26 protein-coding genes are annotated in these 23,728 nt (G+C 52.7%); 12 read left to right on the top strand and 14 right to left on the bottom strand.

Going from position 1 to position 23,728, the window contains the following annotated elements; translation table 11 throughout:
- Positions 1–13: 13 nt before the first annotated feature.
- The 6 genes from AC6I79_RS00290 to AC6I79_RS00315 all read right to left on the bottom strand — a co-directional run bounded on the left by AC6I79_RS00290 (position 14) and on the right by AC6I79_RS00315 (position 5,458).
- Entirely contained in the window at positions 14–961 is a 948-nt protein-coding gene (locus AC6I79_RS00290; RefSeq protein ID WP_058758183.1) for a sugar kinase, read from the bottom strand.
- A 10-nt stretch (positions 962–971) separates the two neighbouring features.
- A complete protein-coding gene (locus AC6I79_RS00295; protein ID WP_498027495.1) occupies positions 972–1,721 on the bottom strand; it encodes a sugar phosphate isomerase/epimerase family protein in 750 nt (249 codons plus the stop codon).
- A 158-nt stretch (positions 1,722–1,879) separates the two neighbouring features.
- Positions 1,880–2,905 (bottom strand): LacI family DNA-binding transcriptional regulator, encoded by a 1,026-nt coding sequence (locus AC6I79_RS00300; protein WP_058770743.1) that lies wholly within the window; start codon positions 2,903–2,905, stop codon positions 1,880–1,882.
- Between the two features lie 58 nt (positions 2,906–2,963).
- Positions 2,964–3,968, bottom strand: coding sequence for a LacI family DNA-binding transcriptional regulator (locus tag AC6I79_RS00305; protein ID WP_262264847.1), 1,005 nt, complete (start codon positions 3,966–3,968; stop codon positions 2,964–2,966).
- A gap of 157 nt (positions 3,969–4,125) precedes the next feature.
- On the bottom strand, positions 4,126–4,788 hold the full coding sequence (locus tag AC6I79_RS00310; RefSeq protein ID WP_498027496.1) for an OmpA family lipoprotein: 663 nt from the start codon (positions 4,786–4,788) through the stop codon (positions 4,126–4,128).
- 109 nt (positions 4,789–4,897) lie between these two features.
- A complete protein-coding gene (locus AC6I79_RS00315; RefSeq protein WP_058781878.1) occupies positions 4,898–5,458 on the bottom strand; it encodes a DNA-3-methyladenine glycosylase I in 561 nt (186 codons plus the stop codon).
- A gap of 187 nt (positions 5,459–5,645) precedes the next feature.
- Here AC6I79_RS00315 and AC6I79_RS00320 point away from each other — a divergent pair, with 187 nt between their 5' ends.
- The 6 genes from AC6I79_RS00320 (at position 5,646) to AC6I79_RS00345 (ending at position 10,771) form a co-directional block, all read left to right on the top strand.
- On the top strand, positions 5,646–6,335 hold the full coding sequence (locus tag AC6I79_RS00320; RefSeq protein WP_498027497.1) for an autotransporter: 690 nt from the start codon (positions 5,646–5,648) through the stop codon (positions 6,333–6,335).
- A 78-nt stretch (positions 6,336–6,413) separates the two neighbouring features.
- Entirely contained in the window at positions 6,414–7,091 is a 678-nt protein-coding gene (locus AC6I79_RS00325) for a hypothetical protein (RefSeq protein ID WP_498027498.1), read from the top strand.
- 101 nt (positions 7,092–7,192) lie between these two features.
- Positions 7,193–7,729 carry a primosomal protein DnaT gene (gene dnaT, locus AC6I79_RS00330; RefSeq protein WP_021506884.1) on the top strand — a complete coding sequence of 179 codons (537 nt, stop codon included), beginning with the start codon at positions 7,193–7,195 and terminating at the stop codon, positions 7,727–7,729.
- A complete protein-coding gene (gene dnaC, locus AC6I79_RS00335) occupies positions 7,729–8,469 on the top strand; it encodes a replicative helicase loader DnaC (RefSeq protein ID WP_021506883.1) in 741 nt (246 codons plus the stop codon). Before dnaT ends, dnaC begins: the two co-directional genes overlap by 1 nt.
- Positions 8,470–8,568: 99 nt before the next feature.
- A complete protein-coding gene (locus AC6I79_RS00340) occupies positions 8,569–9,699 on the top strand; it encodes an ROK family protein (RefSeq protein WP_021506882.1) in 1,131 nt (376 codons plus the stop codon).
- Between the two features lie 79 nt (positions 9,700–9,778).
- A complete protein-coding gene (locus AC6I79_RS00345; protein ID WP_058775602.1) occupies positions 9,779–10,771 on the top strand; it encodes a LacI family DNA-binding transcriptional regulator in 993 nt (330 codons plus the stop codon).
- Positions 10,772–10,819: 48 nt separating this feature from the next.
- On the opposite strand, the gene AC6I79_RS00350 is transcribed toward AC6I79_RS00345, so the two are convergent.
- The gene (locus tag AC6I79_RS00350) at positions 10,820–11,857 is read right to left on the bottom strand and encodes an acyltransferase family protein (protein WP_058758174.1); all 1,038 of its coding nucleotides are present in this window, start codon (positions 11,855–11,857) and stop codon (positions 10,820–10,822) included.
- Between AC6I79_RS00350 and AC6I79_RS00355 the strand changes: the two genes are divergently transcribed.
- Entirely contained in the window at positions 11,747–12,076 is a 330-nt protein-coding gene (locus AC6I79_RS00355; RefSeq protein ID WP_498027748.1) for a hypothetical protein, read from the top strand. The two genes, AC6I79_RS00350 and AC6I79_RS00355, sit on opposite strands and share 111 nt — an antisense overlap.
- A 26-nt stretch (positions 12,077–12,102) precedes the next feature.
- Here AC6I79_RS00355 and AC6I79_RS00360 read toward each other — a convergent pair whose 3' ends face one another.
- Entirely contained in the window at positions 12,103–13,179 is a 1,077-nt protein-coding gene (locus AC6I79_RS00360; RefSeq protein ID WP_223815726.1) for an EpsG family protein, read from the bottom strand.
- A gap of 490 nt (positions 13,180–13,669) precedes the next feature.
- On the opposite strand from AC6I79_RS00360, the gene AC6I79_RS00365 reads away from it, so the two are divergent.
- Positions 13,670–14,413, top strand: coding sequence for an alpha/beta hydrolase (locus tag AC6I79_RS00365; RefSeq protein WP_369597188.1), 744 nt, complete (start codon positions 13,670–13,672; stop codon positions 14,411–14,413).
- Positions 14,414–14,635: 222 nt separating this feature from the next.
- Here the strand turns inward: AC6I79_RS00365 and AC6I79_RS00370 are convergent, their stop codons facing one another.
- Positions 14,636–15,268, bottom strand: coding sequence for a response regulator (locus AC6I79_RS00370; RefSeq protein WP_058781884.1), 633 nt, complete (start codon positions 15,266–15,268; stop codon positions 14,636–14,638).
- 398 nt (positions 15,269–15,666) lie between these two features.
- Between AC6I79_RS00370 and AC6I79_RS00375 the strand changes: the two genes are divergently transcribed.
- The gene (locus tag AC6I79_RS00375; RefSeq protein WP_498027499.1) at positions 15,667–16,131 is read left to right on the top strand and encodes an RrF2 family transcriptional regulator; all 465 of its coding nucleotides are present in this window, start codon (positions 15,667–15,669) and stop codon (positions 16,129–16,131) included.
- 12 nt (positions 16,132–16,143) lie between these two features.
- Here the strand turns inward: AC6I79_RS00375 and AC6I79_RS00380 are convergent, their stop codons facing one another.
- Entirely contained in the window at positions 16,144–16,521 is a 378-nt protein-coding gene (locus AC6I79_RS00380; protein WP_021506874.1) for a hypothetical protein, read from the bottom strand.
- Positions 16,522–16,754: 233 nt separating this feature from the next.
- Between AC6I79_RS00380 and AC6I79_RS00385 the strand changes: the two genes are divergently transcribed.
- Complete coding sequence (locus AC6I79_RS00385; RefSeq protein WP_058775597.1) at positions 16,755–17,153, top strand: helix-turn-helix domain-containing protein; 399 nt, start codon at positions 16,755–16,757, stop codon at positions 17,151–17,153.
- Here AC6I79_RS00385 and AC6I79_RS00390 read toward each other — a convergent pair.
- Entirely contained in the window at positions 17,110–17,958 is an 849-nt protein-coding gene (locus AC6I79_RS00390) for an AraC family transcriptional regulator (protein ID WP_498027500.1), read from the bottom strand. The two genes, AC6I79_RS00385 and AC6I79_RS00390, sit on opposite strands and share 44 nt — an antisense overlap.
- A gap of 653 nt (positions 17,959–18,611) precedes the next feature.
- On the opposite strand from AC6I79_RS00390, the gene AC6I79_RS00395 reads away from it, so the two are divergent.
- Positions 18,612–18,938 (top strand): hypothetical protein, encoded by a 327-nt coding sequence (locus AC6I79_RS00395; RefSeq protein ID WP_136546269.1) that lies wholly within the window; start codon positions 18,612–18,614, stop codon positions 18,936–18,938.
- Here AC6I79_RS00395 and AC6I79_RS00400 read toward each other — a convergent pair.
- A complete protein-coding gene (locus AC6I79_RS00400) occupies positions 18,935–19,753 on the bottom strand; it encodes a DUF4225 domain-containing protein (protein ID WP_150059699.1) in 819 nt (272 codons plus the stop codon). The two genes, AC6I79_RS00395 and AC6I79_RS00400, sit on opposite strands and share 4 nt — an antisense overlap.
- An 82-nt stretch (positions 19,754–19,835) precedes the next feature.
- Between AC6I79_RS00400 and AC6I79_RS00405 the strand changes: the two genes are divergently transcribed.
- Positions 19,836–20,318: an Hcp family type VI secretion system effector gene (locus tag AC6I79_RS00405; protein ID WP_150059700.1), complete on the top strand. Its 483-nt coding sequence runs from the start codon at positions 19,836–19,838 to the stop codon at positions 20,316–20,318.
- A gap of 365 nt (positions 20,319–20,683) precedes the next feature.
- Here the strand turns inward: AC6I79_RS00405 and AC6I79_RS00410 are convergent, their stop codons facing one another.
- Both AC6I79_RS00410 and AC6I79_RS00415 read right to left on the bottom strand, forming a co-directional pair.
- Positions 20,684–21,526 (bottom strand): hypothetical protein, encoded by an 843-nt coding sequence (locus AC6I79_RS00410; protein WP_498027501.1) that lies wholly within the window; start codon positions 21,524–21,526, stop codon positions 20,684–20,686.
- On the bottom strand, positions 21,526–23,220 hold the full coding sequence (locus AC6I79_RS00415) for an ORC-CDC6 family AAA ATPase (protein ID WP_498027502.1): 1,695 nt from the start codon (positions 23,218–23,220) through the stop codon (positions 21,526–21,528). Before AC6I79_RS00415 ends, AC6I79_RS00410 begins: the two co-directional genes overlap by 1 nt.
- Positions 23,221–23,728: the final 508 nt, after the last annotated feature.

Here is a 23,728-nt window from a genome sequence, read left to right on the forward strand (position 1 = left end):
TCCGTGCGTTTGTTTAATAATCGCCTAGCGCTGCGCGCGTCGGCAGACCTTCGCTGTCGCCGGCAACCTGAATCGCCAGCGAACCAATTTTGTTACCGCGCAGAATCGCCTGCGGCAGCGATTTCCCTTCCAGCAGCGCGCTGATCAGCCCGACTGCAAAGCCATCGCCCGCGCCGACGGTATCCACCACATTCTCCACGTGGATCGGCGCAATCTGGCCCTGCTCGCCCGCGGCGGTTTTATACCAGGCACCGTCGCTGCCGGTTTTGATCACCACCGCCCGCACGCCTTTATCGAGGTAGAAATCCGCGATCGCTTCAGGCTGACGGTAGCCGGTCAGAATCAGCCCCTCTTTTTCACCTGGCAGCACCCAGTCGGCGTATTCTGCCAGCAAATTCAGCTGCTTACGCATCTCTTCTTCACTGCGCCACAGCACCGGACGCAGATTAGGATCAAAGGAGATGGTTTTGCCGCGGGCGCGCATCTCTTTCGCCGCATGTTTAGCCAGCGCCAGCGAACTATCGGAAAGCGCGGCGGCCACGCCGCTCAGATGCAGATGGCGCGCGCTGCCGAAATAGCTTTCGTCGAAATCATCCGGTGACAGGTGGCTGGCGGCGGAGCCTTTACGGAAATACTCCACTTCCGGATCGGAGCCGTCGTCCACGCGCGCTTTAAGCTGAAAACCGGTGCGATAGCGGTTATCAATGGTCACGCAGCGGTGGTCAACGTGCTCTTTCGCCAGCTGCTGCAGGGTAAAACGGCCGAAGCTGTCGTCGCCGACGCGGCTGACCCAGCCAACCTGCAAACCGAGGCGCGCCAGACCAATCGCCACATTAAGTTCGGCACCGGCAATGCGCTTCGTGAACTGATCGGCTGCGGCGAGATCGCCGGTTTGCCCGGCGATAAACATCGCCATCGCTTCACCAATGGTGACGACATCCAGCTGAGAGGTGTGTGTCATGCTCAACTCCTTACACCGCGCGCAGCAGATCGACGTAGTGGCGGGTCACCGCCAGTAAATCTGCGCCGGCTAATGGGAACTCAATACCGCGCGGTGCATCGGCCGGCAGCGCCTGCAACAGCGTGCGCCAGCTGTCGTCGGCGTCATCCAGCGCAATGGCGCGGAAGCTGTCACCGTGCGGCACCGCCGCCTTAACATGAATGTAGCTCACGTAGCGACTGAGCTGCGCCGCTGCCTGCAGGGCGTCTTCGCCGGTCCAGCGCCAGTTGCCCATGTCGAAAGTCATATCCAGCGGCAGCGCGGCATCGCAGGCGTGATGGAAGAAGTGCAGCATCGGCGTCAGCTTACTGTCCGGCGTCTGATCGTTTTCGATGACCAGCGTGACGCGCGAGCCGGCCAGCACCTCAACCAGCTGGCGATCGGCCAGCGAGACATAGTGACCCAATGCCAGCTTGAGGCGCTGAGCGCCCAGCAGCTCAGCTTCCTGCAGAAACTGCGCCAGACGCGGATTGAGCGCACCATCCGCCTGCCACAGCGCTTCCGGCACTGAATAGCTGACGCTGAGCTGATGCAGACGCAGCGCGTCGCCGAGCGTATGCAGCTGGCACAATTCGTCGTCGCTGAACAGCTCGCGGCGGATCTCGACGCCATCGGCACCGGCCGCTTTAATCAGCGGCAGCAGCGCTGCCTGGCCGCCCAGTTCTGCCACCTTGCGCGCGCCGTAGGCGGCCGTGACCACAATAATTTCCGCTTTCGACATCTTTCCTCCAGCCTGTCTCGCTGTGCTGCCCGCCGCACCGTTATGCGTCGGACAGCACGTTAATGTGCTGTAAAAAGCTTAATGGAACCGGTTCCAAAGGAAAGTAGCAGAGTGCGGAATTATGATCCTGCTCACGAAGTGAGCCGTGAAAAGCGGGATTAGCGCAGCGGCTGGCTGGAGCCGCGCACAATCAGTTCGCCGGAGAAAACCTGCTCGCGAATCGGCTGTTCGCTGCCTTCGATACGCGCGATCACCTGCTCCAGCGCGGCATAGCCGATCTGCCAGGTGGGCTGCTTCAGCGTGGTGATACCGACGCCAGCCAGCGCCGCCCACTCCAGTTCGTCGAAGCCCAGCAGGCCAATGCTCTCGCCCCAGCGCAGCGTCAGGCGCTGTAACGCCCGCGCCACCTGTAGCGTCAGCGCACCGTTGGCCGCCATCACCGCGCAGCGTTTGCCCGGATGGCGCTGATGAAACGCCTGCAGCACCTGTTCCAGCTGCGCCGGCTGATGCAACACCACTTCGGCATTCTCTGCCACCACCTGTGGCGCGCTGCTGATGGTGTCAAAGAAGGCGGCGAGACGTTCGCGGCGGGTGTTGACGCTGCCGAGCGGCTCACTGAGAAACAGCAGCGCTTCGTAGCCATTATCCAGCAGATGCCGGGTGGCGATGCGGGCGGCCTCCGGGTTGTTGAGCCCGACCACGTCGCAGGCGAAGTCGGGAATTTTGCGGTCAATCAGCACCATCGGCAGCATCGACTGCTGCAGACGGTTGAGCACCTCTTCGTGCATCCCAACCGCGTTGACCACGATGCCTTCCACCTGATAGCTGCTGAGCAGCTGCAGGTAGTGCTGTTCGAGATCCACTTCGTTGTTGGTGTTACACATCAGCAGCGTGAAGCCGCGCGCGCGGCAGGCGGCTTCAATGCCGCTCAGCACATCCACCGAGTAGGGATTGGTGATATCGGCAATGATCAGGCCTATCAGCCGGGTGCGGCCGCGTTTGAGTCCGCGCGCCATCTGGCTGGGGCGGTAGTTGAGGTCGGCAATCGCCTGTTCGATACGGGCTTTCAGATCCGGCGAAAGCAGATGTACTTCGCCATTCAGATAGCGGGAAACGCTGGTTTTACCGGTTTTTGCCGTGCGGGCAACGTCACTGATTGTGGCTCGTGGCGGCCTGGTTTTCATCACATACACCTGATTAATTGCATCAGGCGAAGACTATCACAGCGCGGCACCCGCGCAATCACTGTGCGTCAGAAGTGAGGCGCAGCATTGGCTGCCACAGCGTCTGTAACTGCGCGGGCGGCGCGCCTTCCAGCAGCAGCAGCACCATTTCGGCGACGCGTTCGCCAATCCGCTGCTGTGATGATTGCAGAATCGCGTTGACCGGTTGCGTGATAATCGAGTCGTGCGGCAGACCATCGTACACGTACAGGGGAATTGCCTGCGCGCCGCTCAGACGCCCGGCCTGCTGCAGGGCAATCGCTGCGCCTTCGCCGAGCGGGCTGCAGTCGGTGATGATGGCGTCAGGCTGGATAACGTGCGCCAGCCAGGCACGGGTTTGCTGATAGCCCGCTCGGCGCGAGGGCGGCAGCGCGGCCATCCAGCCAGCCTGCTGCGCGCATGGCGTGGCGGGCAGCGCGTCGATAAACCCCTGCCGGCGGTCAAGAATGTAGGTGCTGGGCTCGTTACCACCGAGATAAGCGATGCGCGTATAGCCCTGCTGCTGGCAGTGCTGCGCCGCCAGTAGCGTTCCGGCATGGTTATCATAATCAAACCAGGCGTAAGGCTGCGGCAGCTGACTGCGCCCCAGCGTAAGAAAGCGAAAACCCTTCTGCTGCAGGCGCTGCAATCGCACATCCTGCGGCGTGGTATGGGTGACAATCAGCGCGTCCAGCATGCCGCTGCGCAGCATGCGCAGCAAATTGCGCTGCTGATCCTGCGGTTTGTCGGGGAGCAACAGCAGATCGATCTCGTGCAGGGCGAGACGCTGATCGAGCGTCAGCAGCATTTCACTGTAGTAGCTGTCGTTGAGTGAGGCATTGCTGACCGGAAACACCAGCCCGACCGCATTGGCACGGCCGGTCTTCAGGCGACGCGCGGCGGCATTCGGGCGATAACCGCGCCGGTCGGCTTCCTCTTCGATGCGTTTGCGGGTAGCAGCGGCGACATCATCAAACCCATTCAGCGCGCGGCTCACGGTGGTCACAGAGAGGCCAAGGGCGGAGGCGATAGCTTTGAGTGACATGATGGCTTTCCACTGATCAAATTTTGATCACGCTAGCATAAAGTCATCGCTGGCTCTATCGTGCTGCGACGTTTACGCGTTATCTGCTGCTTTGCGCGTCAATAAGCGCGTAAAAACGCGTCAAAAGCCGGCCTGCAGCGGCAGACCGGCCTGTGCCTTAGCCCAGCGGACTCAGGGTAATTTCGACGCGACGGTTTTGTGCTTTACCGGCTTCGGTGCTGTTGCTGGCGACCGGGTTATCCGGGCCCATACCCTGGGTACGCAGGCGGTTCTTCGCCACGCCCTGCACGATCAGCGCGCTGGCAACGCTTTCTGCTCGCTGCTGCGACAGGCGCATGTTCAGCGCGCGCGTGCCGGTGCTGTCGGTAAAGCCGACCACGTTGACGGCGGTTTTCGGATACTCTTTCAGCACCATCGCCACACCGGTCAGCGTATTTGCGCCGGCCGGTTTCAGGTTGGCGCTGCTCGAGTCAAAGGTCACGTTGTTCGGCATGTTCAGCACGATGTTATCGCCCTGACGCGTTACGCTGACGCCGGTGCCGCGCATCTTGTCGCGCAGTTTGGCTTCCTGCACATCCATGTAATAGCCGACGCCGCCGCCCAGTGCCGCACCGGACGCTGCGCCAATCAGCGCACCTTTACCGCGATCTTTCTTCGACGAAGAGAGCACGCCCACGCCAGCGCCCAGCACCGCGCCCAGACCCGCGCCGATGCCCGATTTCCCGGCCTGCGATTCGCCGGTATAAGGATTGGTGGTACAACCCGACAGCGCCACGCTGCCGCTCATTAACAAGGCCAGCGCCAGTACACGCTTTTTCATGAAAAAGTCCCTCATACGGAAACGGGGAAAATGCCCCAAAACGGCACTATTATGCCGCTCAATGATGGGGAAATTCGTGAGGCGCAGTCTTAATTTGTAAACTTTTGCCTTAAAGATTATCGGGATGGCAGAAACAGCTGGTTTGATGATCGTTTATCAGCCCGCAGGCCTGTAAAAAAGAGTGGCAGGTTGTAGGCCCGACGAATTTAAAACCACGCTTCTTAAGCGCTTTAGACAGCGCAATGGCCGGTTCGGAGGTGGTGGGCGCCAGTTTATAATCCGCATAACGGTGCAAAATCGGCTGGTTATCGACAAATGACCAGATAAAGCGGGAAAAGTCTTCGCCGGTGGCCTCCAGTGCCAGCAGCGCTTTGGCATTATTGATGATGGCTTCCAGCTTGCCGCGATGGCGGATCAAACCGCTGTTCTGCAGCAGGCGCAGCAGATCGGCCTCATCCATCAGCGCCACCGCCTGCGGATCAAAATCATGAAACGCCTGGCGGTAGTTCTCGCGCTTTTTCAGCACGGTGATCCATGACAGGCCAGCCTGTTGCCCCTCCAGACACAGCATCTCAAATAAGGCGCGCTTATCGGTCTGCGGCACGCCCCATTCCGTGTCGTGGTACGCCAGATAAAGCGCATCCTGTGTTACCCAGCCACATCGCTGCATTGCATCACTCCCTAAGCATGAGGAAAAAGCGGTCAGTCGCTTGACGTTTGAAAGAATCGATTAATAGTTAATCAATGGGTGCCGATAATAACGTCATGGACGTTCGCGCTGCAACCGGGTGAACGCTTCAGGATCATCATCAATTTCAAGGCCAACCCGATCCCTTCTGGCTCGTCAGGAGTCTTTCATGTGGCAGAACAGTCAGCGGACCGGCCAGTGTCTCTTTGCGCTGGCCTTTAGCGGTGGGTGGCTACTGGTGGCGGCCCTGCCGGCGCACGCCTGGGATCAGGCCAGCGAGAGCAGCGCGCCGGATTACAATGCGATACTTGCCGAAAAAATTTCCAGTAATCATTTGATGTTGACAGAAAACCGCGACAGCGATCTGCTTGATGCCGCGCTCAATCCGCCCGGCGGCGGCATGGCGCTGCACAGCGAAACGGCCAGCGTCGGCAACTCGCCGCTGGTGAACCGCTACTCGGCAGGCTGGAACCTGCCGATGAATGACCGCCTGCGCACCGGTCCGGTGGCGCAGTTTGCCGTCGATGATTCCACCCTGAGCTGCGCCGCCTGCGCGCCGGTCGATCGTAACAACGCCGAACACATCGCTTCACTGGGCTGGCGCGTGGATTCCAGTTTTGGCTGGATATCGCCGTGGGCACAGGTGAGTTACAGCCATCAGCTCAGCTTTGACGGCACGGCCGCGCCACGCGATCGGCCGGAAGAGATGAACCGGGAAACGAACTGGATGGATGTCAGCGTCGGTGCCCGTCTGCCGCTCGGCCAGAACATGGCGGCGTTCGCCTCCTTCGCCCAGACCGGTGCGGTCAGCAGTGGCGAACAGTTCATTTACAACCTCGGCGTCAGCGCCAGCTTCTGAAGCGGCATGAAATGAGAAGTGGTGCCAGCCAGCGGAAATATAATAAGCGCGCTAATTATTTTCTGATTTGGTATCACAATGCGCGAAAACATTATTCTTATTAGCCGCGAACTGGCGGCCTTTATCATCAGTGGATTGGTGCTGGTCTTTTGTATGGCGATGGTCTACATCGACGTCAACTGGATGAACGATGCACTGCACGAAACCTCTTTCACCGAAGCGACACAGGAGCTGATGCTGGCGGCCATTGCCGCACTGTTCTTCTTCGCCGCCTGGCAGCGACCGCAGCAGCGCAGCGCGCTGATTCTGGTCGGTGGCTTCTTCAGCTGCATGCTGATTCGTGAAATGGATTTTCTGTTCGACGTGGTGCAACACGGCGCATGGCTGTGGTTTGCGCTGGCAACGACCGCGGCCTCGCTGGCGATGGCGCTGCGTCAGCCGCGGCAAATCCTGCCGGGCCTGGCGGCACTGCTGCAGCATCGCAGCTGGCAAATGATGGCCGCCGGGCTGCTGGCGGTGCTGGTGTTCTCGCGGCTGTTTGGCATGCATGAGCTGTGGCAGCAACTGATGCTGGATGGCTATAACCGCGTGGTGAAGAACATGGCGGAAGAGGGCAGCGAGCTGTTTGGCTACAGCCTGTGTCTGGTGGCATCGCTACGCTATCTGTGGCAAACCCGCCCGGCGCTGGCAACGGCCCGCGCCAGCCGTCGCGTGGTCAGCATTGAGGCGGCTGAAGCGCACTTCGCCTCGCGCTAAATCCGCGCGGTTTTATGGCGATCCCCGGTGCTAAAACAGGTACACTGACCGCTTAGCACCGGGTCGCCGGTGCACCGGGTGAGTCAACGTCAGGTTTCTTCATGTCAGTCAAAATCTTATCTTCAACGCTGGTGGGGCTGGACGGCTTTTGCCACGATCCCCTCACCACGCTGCAGCAGGCCGATAACGGCACGCTGGCGGTGCTGCACAACAATGTTCCGGCGTTTTACGCGATCACGCCGCAGCGCCTCGCGCACCTGCTGGCGCTGGAAGCAGCGGCGCAGCAGCCGAATGATGTCACGCTGGACGACAGCCTGTTTCACAGCGACGCCGCGCCAATCGCCGTGCCGGTGGGCAAGTTCGCCATGTATCCGGGCTGGCAGCCGGACAGCGACTTCCAGCGCCAGGCGGCGATCTGGGGCGTGGCGCTGAGCGAGCCGGTGACCGCCGCAGAGCTGGCGGCTTTCGTCGCCTACTGGCAGGCGGAAGGCCGGCTGTTTCACCATGTACAGTGGCAGCAGAAACTGGCGCGCAGCGTGCAGATGAACCGCGCCGCCAACGGCGGTCAGCCAAAGCGCGATATCACTCAGATCAGCAATACTGATTATGATATTCCCGATGGATTCCGAGGTGAGTAATGAAAACGCCGAACGATCTTTTCAGTCGCCTGAAAAAAATTATGCCCGCGGATGTGCAGCCAAAGTTTAAAAACGGCGCCGAGCTGCTGGCGTGGAATCAGGAGCAGGGCCGGCTGCGCTCAGAAGCGATTGTGCGCGAAAACCGCGCCATGAAGATGCAGCGCATCATGGGCCGCTCCGGCATCCGTGAGTTGCACATGAACTGCTCGTTCGACAACTACCGCGTCGAAAATGACGGCCAGCGCAAGGCGCTCAGTCTGGCGCGTGAATACGCCGCCGGGTTCGAGAACAGCATCGCCAGCTTTGTCTTCTCCGGCCGTCCCGGTACCGGTAAAAACCATCTGGCGGCGGCGATTGGTAACGATCTGATTCTGCGCGGTAAAAGCGTGCTGATTGTCACGGTGGCCGATCTGATGTCGAGCATGAAAGGCACCTTCAGCGGCGGCAGCGACCTGACCGAAGAGCGGCTGCTGCAGGATCTCAGCCATGTCGATCTGCTGGTGATCGATGAGATCGGCATGCAGAGCGAATCGCGCTACGAGAAAGTGATCATCAATCAGATTGTTGATCGCCGTTCGTCGTCAAAGCGGCCGACCGGCATGCTCTCCAACCTCGATCCGGCCGGCATGAATACGCTGCTTGGCGAACGGGTGATGGATCGCATGCGCCTCGGTAATAGCCTGTGGGTGCGTTTTGACTGGGAAAGTTACCGCAGCCGCGTGCGCGGCGACGAGTACTGATACGCGGCAGAAGCGCTAAAAACCCGGTTTTACCGGCGATTAACCGCCGGTGCGGGCTGCTAAACTTACACCTATTACTCTTTGTCAGGTGAGGGTGCGATGAAAGCAGCCGGGAAAGGACCAGCGGTACTTCGACTGAACAACCTCAAACGGGTGATGACGCAGCTGCGTACCACCCGCATCACTTCCCGCCAGGATCTGGCGCTGGCGCTCGACCTGAGCAAAAACACCGTTTCCCTGATTATCGATGACCTGCTGGCGCAGGGGCTGATTCACGAGCTTGGCCCGGTCAGCGTGGCGGCGGCCGGCCGGCCCAAAATTGAGATCGAACTGCGCGCGGGTCAGCTGAAAAGCGCGGGCATCATGGTGGAGCGCCAGGCAATTCACTGGCGCGTGTGCGACTACTTTTCGCGCGTGGTGGCCGAGCAAACCTGGCGCACCGAAACGGCCGATGCCGACGGGCTGCTGCACGAGCTGACGGAAGTGTGTCAGACGCTGCGCGCGGCGCATCCGGCGCTGCTGGGCGTCGCCATCGGTTTTCCCGGCATCATTGATTCTCAGCGCGGGCGGGTGCACTTTTCTGCGCCGCTCGGCTGGCAGGATGTCGATGTGCTGACGCCGCTGCGGCGTGGCGTTGAGCTGCCGCTGCGCATCATGAATAACGTCAAAGCGGCCGCGCTGCTGGCGGTGCAGCAGCTGGAGCTCAATAAAGCGCAAAGCCACTTCTATCTGCGCATCGCCGACGGCGTGGGCGGCGCGCTGGTGGAGCGCGGCGAGGTGTTCAGCGGCAGCAGCTGGACCGCCGGTGAGATTGGCCATCTGAGCGTGCAGCCCAACGGCGCGCGCTGCAGCTGCGGGCGACAGGGTTGTCTGGAGACGCTGGTCAGCCTGCCGGCGATCCAGCAGCAGCTGGCCCGGCGTAAGCCCGGCTTACGCTGGCAGTCCGGCGACAGCGAGCCAGAGATCGTGTATGAGCTGATGGCGCAGACCGGCCGCTATCTCGGCCATGCGCTGAGCCAGGTGATGCAGCTGGTCAATCCGGCCAGCATCATCATTGACGGCCCGTGGAATGCGCAACCGGCGTTTGTGCAGGCGGTACAGCAGGCGGCACAGGCCGGCACGCTGGCGTTTACCTTTGCCCATACCGCGCTGCACTTTCTGCCGCAGCGCATCGATCCGGCCAACGGTCTGGCGCTGGCGGTGATTGAGCACTACGAACGAGCGGTATGACCGGCGGAGCAGCGTTTCTTTTTTGACTCGCCAGCGGGCATAATACGTTGATTGACAGGCTCTCTTTGCGGACCGCGCAATGAAAACGCAGCGCATCACTCTGGACGATATTGCGACTCTCGCAGGGGTCACCAAGATGACGGTGAGCCGCTATCTGCGCACGCCGGAAAAGGTCAGGGCGGAAACGGCGGCGAAAATCGCCAGCGTCATGGCCGAAATCGGCTACGTCGCCGAACAGGAAAACACCGCGGCGTCGCGGCACCCACCGCCGCGCATCGGCGTACTCATCCCCTCATTCAATAATCAAATCTTTGCCGATCTGCTGGCCGGTATCGAATCGGTCACCAGCGCCCACGGCTATCAGACGCTGGTGGTCAACTACGACTACAATCCGCAGCGCGAAGAGGAGCAGATTGCCACGGTACTGGCTTTTAACGTGCAGGGATTGATCCTGACCGAGTCGGTGCACACCGTGCGCGCGGAAAAGTATCTTAACGCGGCCACCATTCCGGTCGCCGAAGTAATGGGACTGAGCGAGACGCGCGGGCGCATTAACGTCGGCTTTGATAATTACCGCGCCGGCTACGACATGACCGCGATGCTGCTGGCCAGCGGTAAACAGCGGGTGATTTATTTTGGCTCGATGTCCGATCGCCGTGACCAGCAGCGCTACGCCGGCTATTGCGATGCCGTGGCGGCGGCCGGATTGCCGGCCGGACGCATCGTACCGAACAAAGTCTCTTCGGTGTCGATTGGCACTGGCATGATGACGCTGGCGCGCCAGCTCTATCCGCAGATGGATGCCATTCTCTGTACCAACGATGATCTGGCGGTCGGCGTGCTGCAGGAGTGTCAGGCGGCAGGCATTGCAGTGCCGCAGGCGCTGGCGATTGCCGGATTCCACGGACTGGAGATTGGTCAGGCGACAACGCCGCGGCTGGCCAGTGTGATTACACCGCGCTTCGAGATGGGCAAAGTGGCAACGGAAATTGTGCTGAAGAAGATTAACCAGCAGCCCACCATTGAACAGGTGGATTTGCATTATCAGCTGTCGATGGGCGCCACCATTTGAGCGGTGGCGCTTTGGTGCAGGCGCGACGTGCGCCTGCATAATTAACGCTTAGTCGCGTGCAGCGGTGGGCGGCACAATCGACGGCTGAGCGTGATGGGTGCGCTTCAGGAAACGGCTCTCCAGCAAATTCCACGAGGTGTAAGCCAGCGCCAGCGTCATTACAATTGTCAGCCCCAGTCCAGCAAACGCGTTGGCATCGAACACACCGAAATGCTGCAGCACCTGAATAATCGGCCAGTGATAGAGGTACATGCCGTAAGAGAGATCGCCGTACTGGCTGATTTTAATCTCTTTACACAGGCTGGTGCAGAACAGAATCACTACCGCCGAAAACGCCACCGGCTCAACGATAAACGCATAATCCGTGCTCTTGAACAGCAGGAACACCACCAGCGACACAATAGTGATCTCTTTCAGACGGTCAAAGGTTGGCTGATGCACCGCCAGCAGGCTGCCAAAGAAGAAGTAGGACGACAGCGCAATAAACTGCTTGGCCAGCGTATCGGCTTTCGGCCCGCTGTACAGCGCGGTGAAGTAGAAGTACCAGGCGCAGGAGATAATAAAAATCACGCTCCACACTTTCAGCGGGCTTCGTTTCAGCAACGGCACGATAAAGGGCAGCAGCACGTAGAGCGTCAGCTCGGCTTTGATGGTCCACAGGGAACCATCCAGCGGCTGATTGGGGTTGTTGGTAAACACGCCCGGCAGCGACGGCTGAATAAAGTTAAGAAACGAGAAGTTGGCGACCAGATATTTAAGGGTTTCTTTATTTTTCAGGAAATCCATCAGCGGCAGGGTAGTAAGACACATGCCAATCACAAAACACATGATGATGGTGAAAATATAAGCCGGCAATATACGTTGTGCGCGCTTAATAAAATAGGACGTCAGCGATTTACTTCTTAAGTAACTTTTTGCAATAAGAAAACCACTTATTGCGAAAAATCCTTTGACGGCAAAATCACTATTGAGAAAATGCGCCAGAAAACGGATATCGGCGTTTCTCGTCACCTCAGCGGAATGCACCAGCATTACGATAAAGGCGAGGGAAAGTCGTACGATGTCAAAATTGTTTTTTTCGTTCATGTCAGCATTCTTTCATTGAGTGACGACGTGCCAGGAAAAGCCATGAAAGACTTTGCATGGTTGCTTCGGAATATTCTTATCACAGGTGTTCTGCGTGAGCAGATGCAATCTATTAGAATTTTAATCCACATAAAAAGCAAGCAATGTTCAGGACCAGTAAAATATTCGGATTTTCCCTGGATGACGATGAGAAAGGGCTTATTAATGAAAAAACGCTAACCAGTTGGCTAGCGTTATTTCTGGACCTAACGGAACAGCTGGAAAGTGCGTGACACCTCATAGCCGACAATCGACTGCTTGCTCGATACGGTGTTGTAGTAGAGATAGTACAGCACCATCAGAATGGTGACAGCCACGGCAAGTACCTTCTTCAGCTTTCTGGTTTCCCAGATACACAGCGAAATAAGCACCGGCTCAACCTGCAGCAAATAGTTCGCCAGACGACCACCAGAAGCGTAATCCTGTAGCGCCATCCTCAGGCCACTGCCGATGGCAAAAGTGATCACCAGAATGTAATAGGTATTAAACTTTTCCGGGTCGAAATTTTTAATTTTATCGCTCAGCAACATGTAGCTGAAGATAAAGACGAAGCCGATATTCTTCAGGTTCGACAGGGTCAGAATACCCTGTTCCTGGCGAGAATCGGCATCGGCATAGCCCATGGCCCTGTCGCCCAGCGCACCGAGGTGGCTGGAGAGCGCGGCGATCAGCGCTGAACTGCCGAGAAACGCCAGCGGCAGGCTGGCGACCACGATGGCAATTGGGATATATTTGTTTTTACGCACAATCATCGCCAGCGGAATCAGCAGCGCGACAATCGCGGTGGCGTGGCTGATAAACGACAGGATGAAGGTGGTGATCATGCCAGACTTGCTGCGCCGCGACATGTGCCAGACGAAGCCCATTAAAAACGCCGAACATAAACCGAAGCGAATCTGGTTCATGTCTTTGTTGATAAACAGGTGCGCAGAGTAGACGGCGAGGGCCACCAGCGGCAGCGGTGTCAGCTTACGGAAGTAGTGCGCGTTGACACCAACAGCGATGACCGCGAAGACAAAGATGAAAATGTCCGGATTAGCGGTAAAGATGCGTGTCGCACCGGCTATGGCGTAAATGGCTGGTTCATAACGGAATTCCACGACCGCGCGCCAGAAACCTTCGATAATAATTTTATCGATAAACTGGGCATAGAAGTCGCGATACTGGAAGTCATCAAGGCCGGTTCCCAGGCCACGAATACCGCCAAAAGTAAAAAGTACTACAACGGCAACAAAATAAAGCCACGTCCTGATTTGCGCTGTGTTTTCATTTTTACTTAACATGATTTCGACAATAGCGACGAAAGTCAGGCTAAGACTTATGATCCAGTAAATTCCCATGGTCACAGATTCTTATAGTTTAAAATTCACTTATAACATACGGCCTTGTTAACGTAAACATGAGAAAAGTCTAATTTTTCCTGGTCCGATATTATATTGAATAGGTTTTGCCATATTTATTTGCTACCGTTTCCACAGACATTTTTCGATGAGTATGTTTTTTTCATTATCTCGCGGGGAGCCGGAGCGTCACTGAGCGATTTTATCCGCTCAGTTTGACTTTTGTTACTGTTTTTATTAAGGATTTGGAGCCAGTGCGATGAGAGGGTTGCGGATATTTAGCCTGTTTTTTTTACTGTATCTTCCGGCCGCGTTTGCCAATAAGGAAATTCCGATCTGGCCAGATGAAGTGTCAGCAAATAATAAATTTATTAATTTTAGTAAAAACCCGGCCATTAATAACCGGGCTGTTACCCACGTCGATGCGCCACAAATGATTTATGTTCCGGCAACGGGAAAAAATAATCATGCGGCGGTGCTAATCATTCCCGGTGGGGGTTTTTCTTATATTATGAAAGATCTTGAAGGGCTGGACGTGGCCAATGTGCTCAGCAAGCAGGGCTACGCTTCATTTGTGTTAATTTATCGTCTGCCACACGACGGTTCAGCGCAGTATCGCCAGCAGGCTTTTGCCGATACCCAGCGAGCGCTGCGGCTGATTCGGGCCAATGCGCAGCAGTACCAGGTGGCGCCTGACCGCATTGGCGTGATGGGCTTTTCCGCCGGCGCCTTTCTCGCCGCCAATCTGAGCAACACTCCCGATGAAGCTAACTATCAGGCCGTCGATGCGCAGGATAAGGTGTCGGCGCGCCCGGATTTCAGCGCGCTGATCTATCCGGTGCTGTCGCTGAAACAGGGCGTGACCCACCCGGGCACGCGCGCGGCGCTGTACGGAAAAGATCTCAGTGCGCAGCAAATGGCGCAGCTTTCGCAGGAAGATCGCGTCAGCGCGCACACGCCGCCGACTTTTCTGGTGCAGGCGCTGAATGATGGCACCGCCTCACCGCAAAACGCGCTGGGCATGTTCAGCGCACTGCGGCAGAACAAGGTCAATGTGGAACTGCATCTGTTCCAGCAGGGCGGTCACGGCTTTGGCACCGGCCAGAAGCAACATCTGCCGGTGCAAAACTGGCTCACCCTGTTCCACGCCTGGCAAAGCAGCCTGGTGAAGCGGTAAGCGGGATGCGCCGCGGTAACGTAGATGCCGCAGAGGAAACGGAATTCCTCCCTGGGCAGTTATACGGTATCTGCCAGCTCACCGTCGGTTAGCCTGGCAAGGATTTGATGATAACTGCTGCACGGCAACTTACCGATCAACACACGGTTATGGTTACCGGCCTGAGCGAGAGGGTGAGCGCTACATCAAACGGCTGTGTCTCAATAACTCTTTGCGGACGATTTATGAGGCTTCCATTTGATTGCGGTGCACGAAAGCAAATAAATCACTCATGGTTTTGCAGTGCAGTTTATCCATTAACCGGCTTTTATAAGTGCTGACGGTTTTATTACTGACGCCCATCCGCGCCGCGATGCGCATATTATTCAGGCCCTTAATAATGTGATGGAAAACCTGAAACTCCTGTGGTGACAATGATTCAATCATTTTTTTCTCCGCCAGCGTGCTATCCTGCTCCATTTGCTGCATAAAACCGCCCAGCGGGAAATAACCGTAACCACGTTGTGTCACCTGAATAGCACTGACGATCTCTGGCATATCGGTTTTTTTACTGACAAAGCCATTGGCACCGCTGCGCAGGCTCTGCACGGCATACACGTTTTCATTTTTTCCGGAGATAACAATGATTTTTCCTGGAAAACTCTGCTCGCGCAATGACTTAACCACTTCAATTCCGTCCAGCGACGGCAGGTCGATATCAATGATGACGATATCCGGCTGCTGCTGCTGAATCAGCGTTACCGCTTCCCGGCCATCGGCGCTTTCGGCCAGCACCGTATGTCCATTTTGTTCCAGCAAATAACGAACGGCCATCCGCGCGATCGGATGGTCATCAACCACAACGACCTGAGCCATAGTTAACCTTTTCCTGATGAGTGAATGACAGGTCAAACTTTAGCCGCTCGTTTAATTTTATATATTGCGTATGATCAAGAACAATAAAGTAATTATTTGTAGTCCATGTCCTACAAGATAAATTTAATTTTAAAAGGGAAGGGTTTATTCCGCTCTGGGGCGTTGTCTTTCCTTCTGGGAAATAAATTTTCCCTTTCTGTCACTCAGTTATTTAATTAATTAACCGATGCCCAATCGCCTTTTCACCGTAATTTCTTTTACTGTGGCGGTTTGCCTTTTCCTATTGGCAGCATGATTAACACGAATGTCTGGTCAGGGCGTCATCCACGCTCAGCCGGGATAAATTGTTGCCGCCAGCGTGGTTTGCTACAGTAGCGGGAATTTCAGAGGAAACGTCCATGCCACGCGATAACCGCCTGTCCCGCTCGCTGCACGCGCTCATTCATCTTGATCGTCACGTTAAACGCGCTACTTCCGATGCCATGGCAAAAATGCTCGGCACCAATCCGGTGGTGGTGCGTCGCATGATGTCAGGGCTGCGTGAAAAGGGATATCTGGTGTCGGAAAAGGGGCACGGCGGCGGCTGGGAGCTGCGTGCGGACCTGCACGATATCACGCTGCTGGATGTGTACCAGGCCATCGGCTCACCGGCGCTGTTCAGTATTGGCCCGGCGGCCGATCCTTCGCCCTGCCTGGTGGAACATGCGGTGGACGCCCGGCTTGACCAGGCGCTGGGTGAAGCCGAAGCGTTACTGCTGCAGCGCTTTAGCCAGATTACCGTGGCGGACATCGCCGAAGACTACCTGCAAAAAATGGCCAGCCTTGGGCTGGATCCGCACACCTTTCCGCGCTGCAGCGACTAGCCGGCGCGGCCGTTAATCCTGCTTCTGCAATTTGATCTGCGCGTCATGCTTCATCACATGCGTGGTGACGGCGGCCTGAAACACTTTAAACATCATACCGCTGACAAACGTGGTCAGCGTCAGCGTGATGAAGGCTGTCATGATCCAGTCGACCAGCGGCCAACCGCTGTTCAGCAGCGTCGGGTGGTAAATCAGCATCGCGGCAAACACCACCCAATGGCTCAGGCAATAGAAACAGTGAAACAGATGACCGAGCAAGGCGTGTTTGCGTGCGGTCCAGGCGCGCAAACCGGCAAACAGTTCGGTCTGCGTCATGGTCATCGCGATGCTGGCTGAGGCCAGCGCAATCGCCAGGCACACACCCGTGTCAGAGAGTAAAAAGGCATGCATAGATTTTCTCCTTTGTGACGATTGGCGCAGCGGAAAGAACGGCGGCTTATCTGTCATGTAACTTACAATATTACATGATGTGCGCTGGCGCAACAGCGTCTTCTCCTCGCCAGAGTAGTGATATGTAAATTGGCGAGTTATCGCTATTTATTGGCTTTATGCGCAAACACAGCCAGTCGTCCTGTTTTTACAATGTCGCAGATTGAGTCGCACCACGGCATCAGGAGGAGAGGATGGATATTCACGCAGCCTTTATGCATCAGCTGATGATGTGGATAGAGGCGAATATTGAACAAAAGCTCATGCTGGAGACGGTCGCGCGGCGGGCCGGTTATTCGCAGTGGCATTTGCAGCGGCTGTTCCGCAGCTATACTGGCGTGGCGCTGGGAGCCTATATCCGTGAACGGAAGCTAACGGCTTCCGTCATCACCCTGCTCAGCAGTAACACGTCGCTGATGCAGATTGCGCTGCAGTTTGGCTTCGATTCACAGCAAACCTACTGCCGCACCTTTCGGCGCATGTTTGACCTGCCGCCGGGCGCTTTTCGCCGCAAATACCGGCACAGCCTGCCACCGATTGACGGTCCGGCTAGCCTGCTGATGCTGCATTCGCAGAGTCGGCTGGCGTCGTAAAGTATTTGCCTGGCGTTGAGCCGAAGGCGGCGCGAAACGCGCTGATATAGCTGCTGACGCTGTCGAAGCCCACCTGCCAGGCAACCTGCTGCACGCTGTGGCCTGCCGCCAGCCCTTCCAGCGATTTCAGCAGGCGCGACACCTGACGATATTTACTCAGGCTCATGCCAACCGCGCTGGACCAGTGGCGACTCAGGCTGCGCGCGCTCAGACCAGCCCACTGCGCCAGCTCCGGCCCGGTGCGTGTATCAGCCGGATCGTCCATCAGCAGGCGTGCAATCTGCCGCAGCCGCGGCTCATCCGGCAGCGGCAGGGTGAGTTCCTGCGGCGTGGATTCGTACAGTTCATCAAGAAACACCTGACCCAGTCGGGTATAGCGCGCGCTGCTCCACAGTTCAGGCTCCAGCACCGCCAGCCGTTCTGCCAGCGGCTCCAGCACGGTCGGGCAGGAGAGCAGCACCGGCCGATCCGGCAGCGGCGCAGCCAGCGCTTCGTCAATCAGTACCGTCCAGCCCAGCACGCGCCCCGGCCCGACAAGGGCATGGTCAAACCACGGCGGAATCCAGCCAACCAGCCGCGGCGGATTAGCAAAAATGCCCGACGAGGTGTTCACCGTCATCAATCCCTGGCGCAGACAAAACAGCTGACCGGCGGCATGACGATGCGTGCGTCGCTCGCGATCCAGCTCCTTCGACAGTGACACGGCAATGACTTTGGGCGCATCCGGCCGCAGCAGCCGCTGGCGCAGTTCTTCCTTACGCGGATCGCCAGAGAACGGAAGATTGTCGGATGGATGGATGAGCATGGCTGGGCCTGAGTGGTGAGTGGCGGAAGATCACCGATGTAGGGTGATGTTTTTAAATTATGAATTTAAGAGATTCATAGCTACTGGTTTTGACCGGAGAGTTGAACCTGATACAAGAACCGGGCAGCTCTCACATTCATACTACCGATCAAGTCATTCAGCACAAGCCGGTTTACTGAATCTGGCAGCAGATCGCAGCAATAACTAAAAACCTGAAAAATTATGAGCGTTCCGAGCAAAGACAGTGTTGCCCTTTTGGTCTGATGACTTTATGAATTTGAGGGTGGTGATTCCGGTTTCATTTATGCTTAATTGATACCGGATTTGCAGGCAGCACATCAAACTTGAGTTTCGTGCAAGTTTTCTAATGATTCATATCTAACGAGTCTGAGTGAGAGCGTATAAGCCAGAAGCTACTTTAAATCCTCAGGCTTGGTTGTTAATATCAAAACTTATTAATTCATTGATTTATATGACGAAGAGTGGATTGATGTATTTTTTATTTTATAAATTGAGATGGGTATTGGAGCCATGCCACTTTGTATTCATATTTCAATCAAACTGGCGTGGCATACCTGGATTTCATGTGGCTTTTCATCATTGGATTGTGATATATTTGATTCGGAACAGGATGTCTAATCGGGATGATTTATATGAACGAATATGAGAAAAAGCTGTTTGATAATGGTTTCACTACTAAAGATATCGGCAAGCTCAGGAGTATCGTAAAAAAGGATGAGTCCCAATCTGATACCCTTAAAACTCTGGTTATTGATTTAAGCAAACGTTTTTGGGGAGGTGTTATCGGAGTATCTATATTGATCCTCATAGGATTATATGGTGCCCTTAATGCCGATAAATCAGATTTCCTCTCTTATGTGATTGTCCTTGGCTTCGCTTTTTTGATTATCTATTTCGTTACTCCATTGAGATTATCCTGGAAAGCCTATAGGTTTATTAAGAAGAACGATAATAGTTAATTATTTGCAGGGTTGTTTTGCATTTGATAAAGATTCAAACCTATTCCAGTCCCTTTGATCGCCGCTCCTGCACCTTTTATAGCAAGGGCGGGCTTGCTCATAGTCTGAACTTTGCGATAATAATCAGCAGGAAGATATTTGTATAATCTCCAGGCTTCCGGCTTTAATGTAAGTTTGAAAATACCATAATAAGAGGTGGTTAAATCAACTACCTGATATGCAAGTAATCCCAGCCTTTGGTCAAATCCAAAAAACTCAGCTATATCCTCATATGCGTCTCTGACCGGATTTGAAGGGTTAGGTACACCTCTCAGCTTTCCAATTCCTTCAATACCTGAACCTACACCATTCATAATGAGTGTTGAACCGGCGATTACGCCTAGCACATTGCCTGTTGCTGCAGACCCGACTAATACACCCGCCCCTGCCACAATTTGTAAGCCACTTAGGACAACGCTTATACCGTCAATAACATAACCGATGACCTTTTCATTATCATGGTAGAACTTTACTGATGAGGATATCGTCGCCTGGCCGGTTCTGAGCATTCTGTCCTGAATTGAAAGGTTATGAGACTCTTTCTTAAGATTCTGAATGCACTCCTGACATTGTTCATCGCTGGTAGCAGAACGGATGGTATTAAGTTGAAGATTAATGAAGTCCCGTACTTCATCATGAAATCGCATCCTAAGCATTCCATCTTTCAGATGAATGAGAGAAAGATTGTTAGCTAAGCTTACTAGTTGATTTGCCTGAAGATTACCCATTGTGAGGAAGTAATCTGAAAATCTGTTCTTATTCCAGTAGTTGTCCATAACGATACCTTTGTGTAAACATAGCTTTCAATTAACAGGGCTAATCAGATCCTAAAATAACTGGAGTCGAAAAGGAAGACAAATGAGCATTGATATTTTTCTCAAAATTGAAGGCATCACAGGCGAATCTCAAGACTCGAATCATAAGGGATGGATTAATGTTGATTCTTTTACCTGGGGTGCCAGTCAGCCAGGCAACATGAGTGTGGGTGGCGGTGGTGGTGCAGGAAAAGTGCAGTACCGGGACCTAACAGTTCAGACTCATATCGACAAAGCCACACCAGCAGTGATGAAGTATGTCTCGAACGGCAACCATATTAGTAAGGTGGAACTTTCCGCCTGTAAGGCAGGGGGCAGCCAAACTGAATATTGCAGGATAACATTGGAAGATGTCCTTATTACCAACGTTCTCTTCAATGGAGCAAACCATTCAGAGCTTTTAGCCTTATCTTATCAGTTTCAGGCTTCAAAAGTTAAGATTCAGTATTGGGAACAGTCTTCCTCTGGCGGTAAAGGTGCTGAGTCGCAGTCGGGATGGGATATTAAAAGTAATAAGGAAGCTTGAATGAGTACGTATCTGAAAGGCACCCTGTAAATATTTAAGGTAGTTCTGTCAGATGCGTTCATTAGCGTTAACGAAAGATTAGAGTTAGCGCTAATTACAGGTTGTAAAAATGATCACCTGAAGCGGTGGAATTCAGAAAAAGCAAATTGGCGGAAGATAACATGAGTGTCAATTTGTTAAAGTCCATTATTTTGTAAGGGCTTCTGGGGTTGGGTGTAAAAATATACCTCCAAAAATATTCCAAAAAAATAATATTGTGTGAATCAGTGCTTTAATTTCCTAACCTAGCTTATTTAAGGAAGCATGCCTAGGTACTGATATGTACCCAGACTCTTATCAATTTATGTAAATAATATTCTATTTTATTATGTCAGCCCATATGTCTTTTTAACAAGATTTCGACATTTTATCATGCTCATATTTTCAGGTATTCTGCCTTGAGTTTCATCAACATTTGAATGTAGTAAATTCCATATCTTTTTGAACTTTTCATGTTGATGCTCTGATCTCCAAGAAGGTAGGCGTCTCCACTCAATAGCCCACCTATAGCATAATTGTTCAAATAGGTAAGTATTTACCGAGCTAACTAAACTATTACATATCGCTAATATTTCTTGAAGTTCGTCAAAGTTTATTACGATGCAGCTCTTATTAACTGAACTGTTAATCCCTAATTTTATTGCATTTTTCCCAGCTATTATCCTGCTAGAGTGCACAATGCCATGTCTTAATTCGCAAATGTTGTCAAAGTTTTCAAATACAGTGTTCAGCTCGGGGGTGTTAAAATCAACTTTAATATATTTTTTAGCTGTATTTTTTATCACGTTAGCATCAGCGAATGAGAAGTTTTCAAAAGCTCCGCGAGGATAGTCAGTGGTTGGATGCCATAAAAGAGATCCTAGATTTATTTGTGATTCGGCTGCTGACTTTTGAGATGATGGGCATAAGAATAATATTTCTGAAAACATTTCTCTAAAGTAGTTTTCTGTAGATGAGAAAATTCCTAGACTTAAAAAGGAGCCTAACCACTCACAGTCATCATATTCGCGGGGAAGAAACTTACCCTGGATAGCTCGTGTTTCACTATAAAAAGTGTCAATTGGTGCTTCTCCATTACGAGCTTTATGAACAATACAATTTTGTATCAGTGTCGGTGTTATGGTGCCAGCAGAGCCATTAACGCTCTTTTTCCATCTAACTAAAGACATTATACAATTACCTCTTCAGCATAGGATTTTATCTTCTTACACCAGAAAGGGCCAATCATTGTTACGCTTTGCAACTCACTGTTGTCATAGTCCATCAATATATCTTTTATTGTTCTTATTTTGCTGTGTTTCTTAATCGTAGCTGCTCGTTCCTTCGTGATAGGTAATACCTCAATATCCTGTTGTACTATTCCCTCAAATACTGAGGCTTCTGTTAAAAATGCACCACAGTGCGAGCAAAACTTAGCATTTTCAGAAACTCGTGGAGTTTTACAAACAGTGCAAGGGGGGAGTGATAGATGAAACATTTTGGGAATATCATCCCCACCTACTAATGCTTCAACAGAATGTTGAGGTGTTTGACGCGTTGTTTTATTACTGAAGGCTTGGCAGTAATCTTCTTTATTTATTGATGTTCTGCTGAAAAATACATTTCTATCAATAATCGCAGCGCTATGAATTTCAAAGTATTCGTATATTCCTTTCTCGCCTCTATTATTTGGATTCATAGGGGAAATAAGACCTGCGTACTGGAAAAAACCAAAAACTTTTTCAAGTTCAGACGGTATATGCCGACGGATAGCAATTATAGAGGATTGTTTTTGAGGTGATCCTCGATGATTTCTATTGAAGTCTTTTAGTATGGATAACATTTTTTCAAAAACCTTATCCCCCACATCTATAAATTTTGAATACATAGGGAGTTTCACACGAAGCGATTCATATACATTGTAGGTGTTTCTAAATGAATCCTTTATAGATCTAATTACTTTTTGGCTATTAAAATCAGTTATCTTGATATCTTCCTCACCATCTCCAGTATCTTTACACAAACGTGATATCATATTTAAGAGAAGACGCGGGGAACCATATGATGAGTAGCATACAAGATTTAATAAACTTAAATCACTGGTTAGTTTCTCATAAATCTTTTGGCTAAACCTTGCTTTAAGTATTGAGTGCATGAAGTCAATATAGCCATCGCTATTAGGACGCATCCATACATCAATTTCTTCTGCATCATGCCCAATATGAAATGAAGGTGAATAGTTAGTTACACCAGGGTAAACTGCAGCTTTCGGCGAAATATTTTTTCTTCTTATTTGCCTAAAGAATTCAAAAAAATCTTGCTGTTGTTGATTAGAAAATGCATGAGCGGCGTCATCTAATAAGATAACGCATCTTTTTCTTTTAGTCTGCTCAAGAGAAAATTCGATTTCAGTTACGATATCTTCAATAGTAATTATACTTTCACTTTTGAATAAGTCTATTCTACCCATTTCAAGTAAATTTAAGGATCGAGAAACTAACTTTTGTGAAAACTTGCCTTTCCATCCTCTCCTCTTATTTATACTATCTAAAGTCTCATGTAAGCCTTCAATAACTTTTAATAACATCCATTGATTGAACCAGAATTGAGCACTCGATTCTTTTTTATAGAGCGGTTCAAGCTTAAGTGATGATTTAAAGTTAACGTAAATTCCAAGGGTCGCTTTAGTCTTTAAACAACTGTAATATGTTTTAAGCATCAAAGTTGTTTTGCCACAGCCCCTTGGGCCAACAATTAACTTAGCCCCACCTTGACTTAATTTTTTTATGTAAAGTTCTTCGTCAATATGAGTAGTTGTCCACTTTTCGAAAGCATCCTTTTCTATATACTCAGCCTGCTCAGTAAAAAGATCAAGTTCTTGCATAAAGAGTTACCATTGAGATCTGTTTAAGTTACTTGTGAAAGATTGCTGCATCTATTTAATCATAATTTTCTTCATTACCGCACCAAAATCTAGTTTTAGCCTGCGCGCAATGCTATCCCCACCACGCCTGTCCGCTTTATGCATAGCTTTTCATGCAGGTGCATGATGGCATTTAGGCCGTGCCATATGGGCTTCTAAGTATGCTGCTACCGAGCGAAATCTGCATGCAAATCCATGCACCCTATGTATGCATTCCTCTTTATACTCGCCAATGTCCAGAAAATCTTTAGAGTTGAGACAAAAAAATCCCCGCCAATTGGCAGGGATTGCAGAGTATTTGTTATCAATGTCGGAAGGCAGAGCCGTGCGCCCCAGCGTCTGCGGTTGCCGTTGCGGAGTTAGTTGCGGCGGGGCGGTAATCTGTTCTGGCTCGGGTAGGCAGGTGATCATCTTCACGATGTTCTTATTAGTTTTGAACGTGTTGGAACACACCAGATTCGTGCATTGA

This window comes from gamma proteobacterium symbiont of Scutellera amethystina (assembly GCF_059730845.1).

What these genes read in the sequence shown, in the direction of transcription:
- AC6I79_RS00290 (WP_058758183.1), bottom strand. Translation starts at nt 961, where the DNA reads ATGACACACACCTCTCAGCTGGATGTCGTCACCATTGGTGAAGCGATG.
- AC6I79_RS00295 (WP_498027495.1), bottom strand. Translation starts at nt 1,721, where the DNA reads ATGTCGAAAGCGGAAATTATTGTGGTCACGGCCGCCTACGGCGCGCGC.
- AC6I79_RS00300 (WP_058770743.1), bottom strand. Translation starts at nt 2,905, where the DNA reads ATGAAAACCAGGCCGCCACGAGCCACAATCAGTGACGTTGCCCGCACG.
- AC6I79_RS00305 (WP_262264847.1), bottom strand. Translation starts at nt 3,968, where the DNA reads ATGTCACTCAAAGCTATCGCCTCCGCCCTTGGCCTCTCTGTGACCACC.
- AC6I79_RS00310 (WP_498027496.1), bottom strand. Translation starts at nt 4,788, where the DNA reads ATGAAAAAGCGTGTACTGGCGCTGGCCTTGTTAATGAGCGGCAGCGTG.
- AC6I79_RS00315 (WP_058781878.1), bottom strand. Translation starts at nt 5,458, where the DNA reads ATGCAGCGATGTGGCTGGGTAACACAGGATGCGCTTTATCTGGCGTAC.
- AC6I79_RS00320 (WP_498027497.1), top strand. Translation starts at nt 5,646, where the DNA reads ATGTGGCAGAACAGTCAGCGGACCGGCCAGTGTCTCTTTGCGCTGGCC.
- AC6I79_RS00325 (WP_498027498.1), top strand. Translation starts at nt 6,414, where the DNA reads ATGCGCGAAAACATTATTCTTATTAGCCGCGAACTGGCGGCCTTTATC.
- dnaT (WP_021506884.1), top strand. Translation starts at nt 7,193, where the DNA reads ATGTCAGTCAAAATCTTATCTTCAACGCTGGTGGGGCTGGACGGCTTT.
- dnaC (WP_021506883.1), top strand. Translation starts at nt 7,729, where the DNA reads ATGAAAACGCCGAACGATCTTTTCAGTCGCCTGAAAAAAATTATGCCC.
- AC6I79_RS00340 (WP_021506882.1), top strand. Translation starts at nt 8,569, where the DNA reads ATGAAAGCAGCCGGGAAAGGACCAGCGGTACTTCGACTGAACAACCTC.
- AC6I79_RS00345 (WP_058775602.1), top strand. Translation starts at nt 9,779, where the DNA reads ATGAAAACGCAGCGCATCACTCTGGACGATATTGCGACTCTCGCAGGG.
- AC6I79_RS00355 (WP_498027748.1), top strand. Translation starts at nt 11,747, where the DNA reads ATGCGCCAGAAAACGGATATCGGCGTTTCTCGTCACCTCAGCGGAATG.
- AC6I79_RS00350 (WP_058758174.1), bottom strand. Translation starts at nt 11,857, where the DNA reads ATGAACGAAAAAAACAATTTTGACATCGTACGACTTTCCCTCGCCTTT.
- AC6I79_RS00360 (WP_223815726.1), bottom strand. Translation starts at nt 13,179, where the DNA reads ATGTTAAGTAAAAATGAAAACACAGCGCAAATCAGGACGTGGCTTTAT.
- AC6I79_RS00365 (WP_369597188.1), top strand. Translation starts at nt 13,670, where the DNA reads ATGATTTATGTTCCGGCAACGGGAAAAAATAATCATGCGGCGGTGCTA.
- AC6I79_RS00370 (WP_058781884.1), bottom strand. Translation starts at nt 15,268, where the DNA reads ATGGCTCAGGTCGTTGTGGTTGATGACCATCCGATCGCGCGGATGGCC.
- AC6I79_RS00375 (WP_498027499.1), top strand. Translation starts at nt 15,667, where the DNA reads ATGCCACGCGATAACCGCCTGTCCCGCTCGCTGCACGCGCTCATTCAT.
- AC6I79_RS00380 (WP_021506874.1), bottom strand. Translation starts at nt 16,521, where the DNA reads ATGCATGCCTTTTTACTCTCTGACACGGGTGTGTGCCTGGCGATTGCG.
- AC6I79_RS00385 (WP_058775597.1), top strand. Translation starts at nt 16,755, where the DNA reads ATGGATATTCACGCAGCCTTTATGCATCAGCTGATGATGTGGATAGAG.
- AC6I79_RS00390 (WP_498027500.1), bottom strand. Translation starts at nt 17,958, where the DNA reads ATGCTCATCCATCCATCCGACAATCTTCCGTTCTCTGGCGATCCGCGT.
- AC6I79_RS00395 (WP_136546269.1), top strand. Translation starts at nt 18,612, where the DNA reads ATGAACGAATATGAGAAAAAGCTGTTTGATAATGGTTTCACTACTAAA.
- AC6I79_RS00400 (WP_150059699.1), bottom strand. Translation starts at nt 19,753, where the DNA reads ATGGACAACTACTGGAATAAGAACAGATTTTCAGATTACTTCCTCACA.
- AC6I79_RS00405 (WP_150059700.1), top strand. Translation starts at nt 19,836, where the DNA reads ATGAGCATTGATATTTTTCTCAAAATTGAAGGCATCACAGGCGAATCT.
- AC6I79_RS00410 (WP_498027501.1), bottom strand. Translation starts at nt 21,526, where the DNA reads ATGTCTTTAGTTAGATGGAAAAAGAGCGTTAATGGCTCTGCTGGCACC.
- AC6I79_RS00415 (WP_498027502.1), bottom strand. Translation starts at nt 23,220, where the DNA reads ATGCAAGAACTTGATCTTTTTACTGAGCAGGCTGAGTATATAGAAAAG.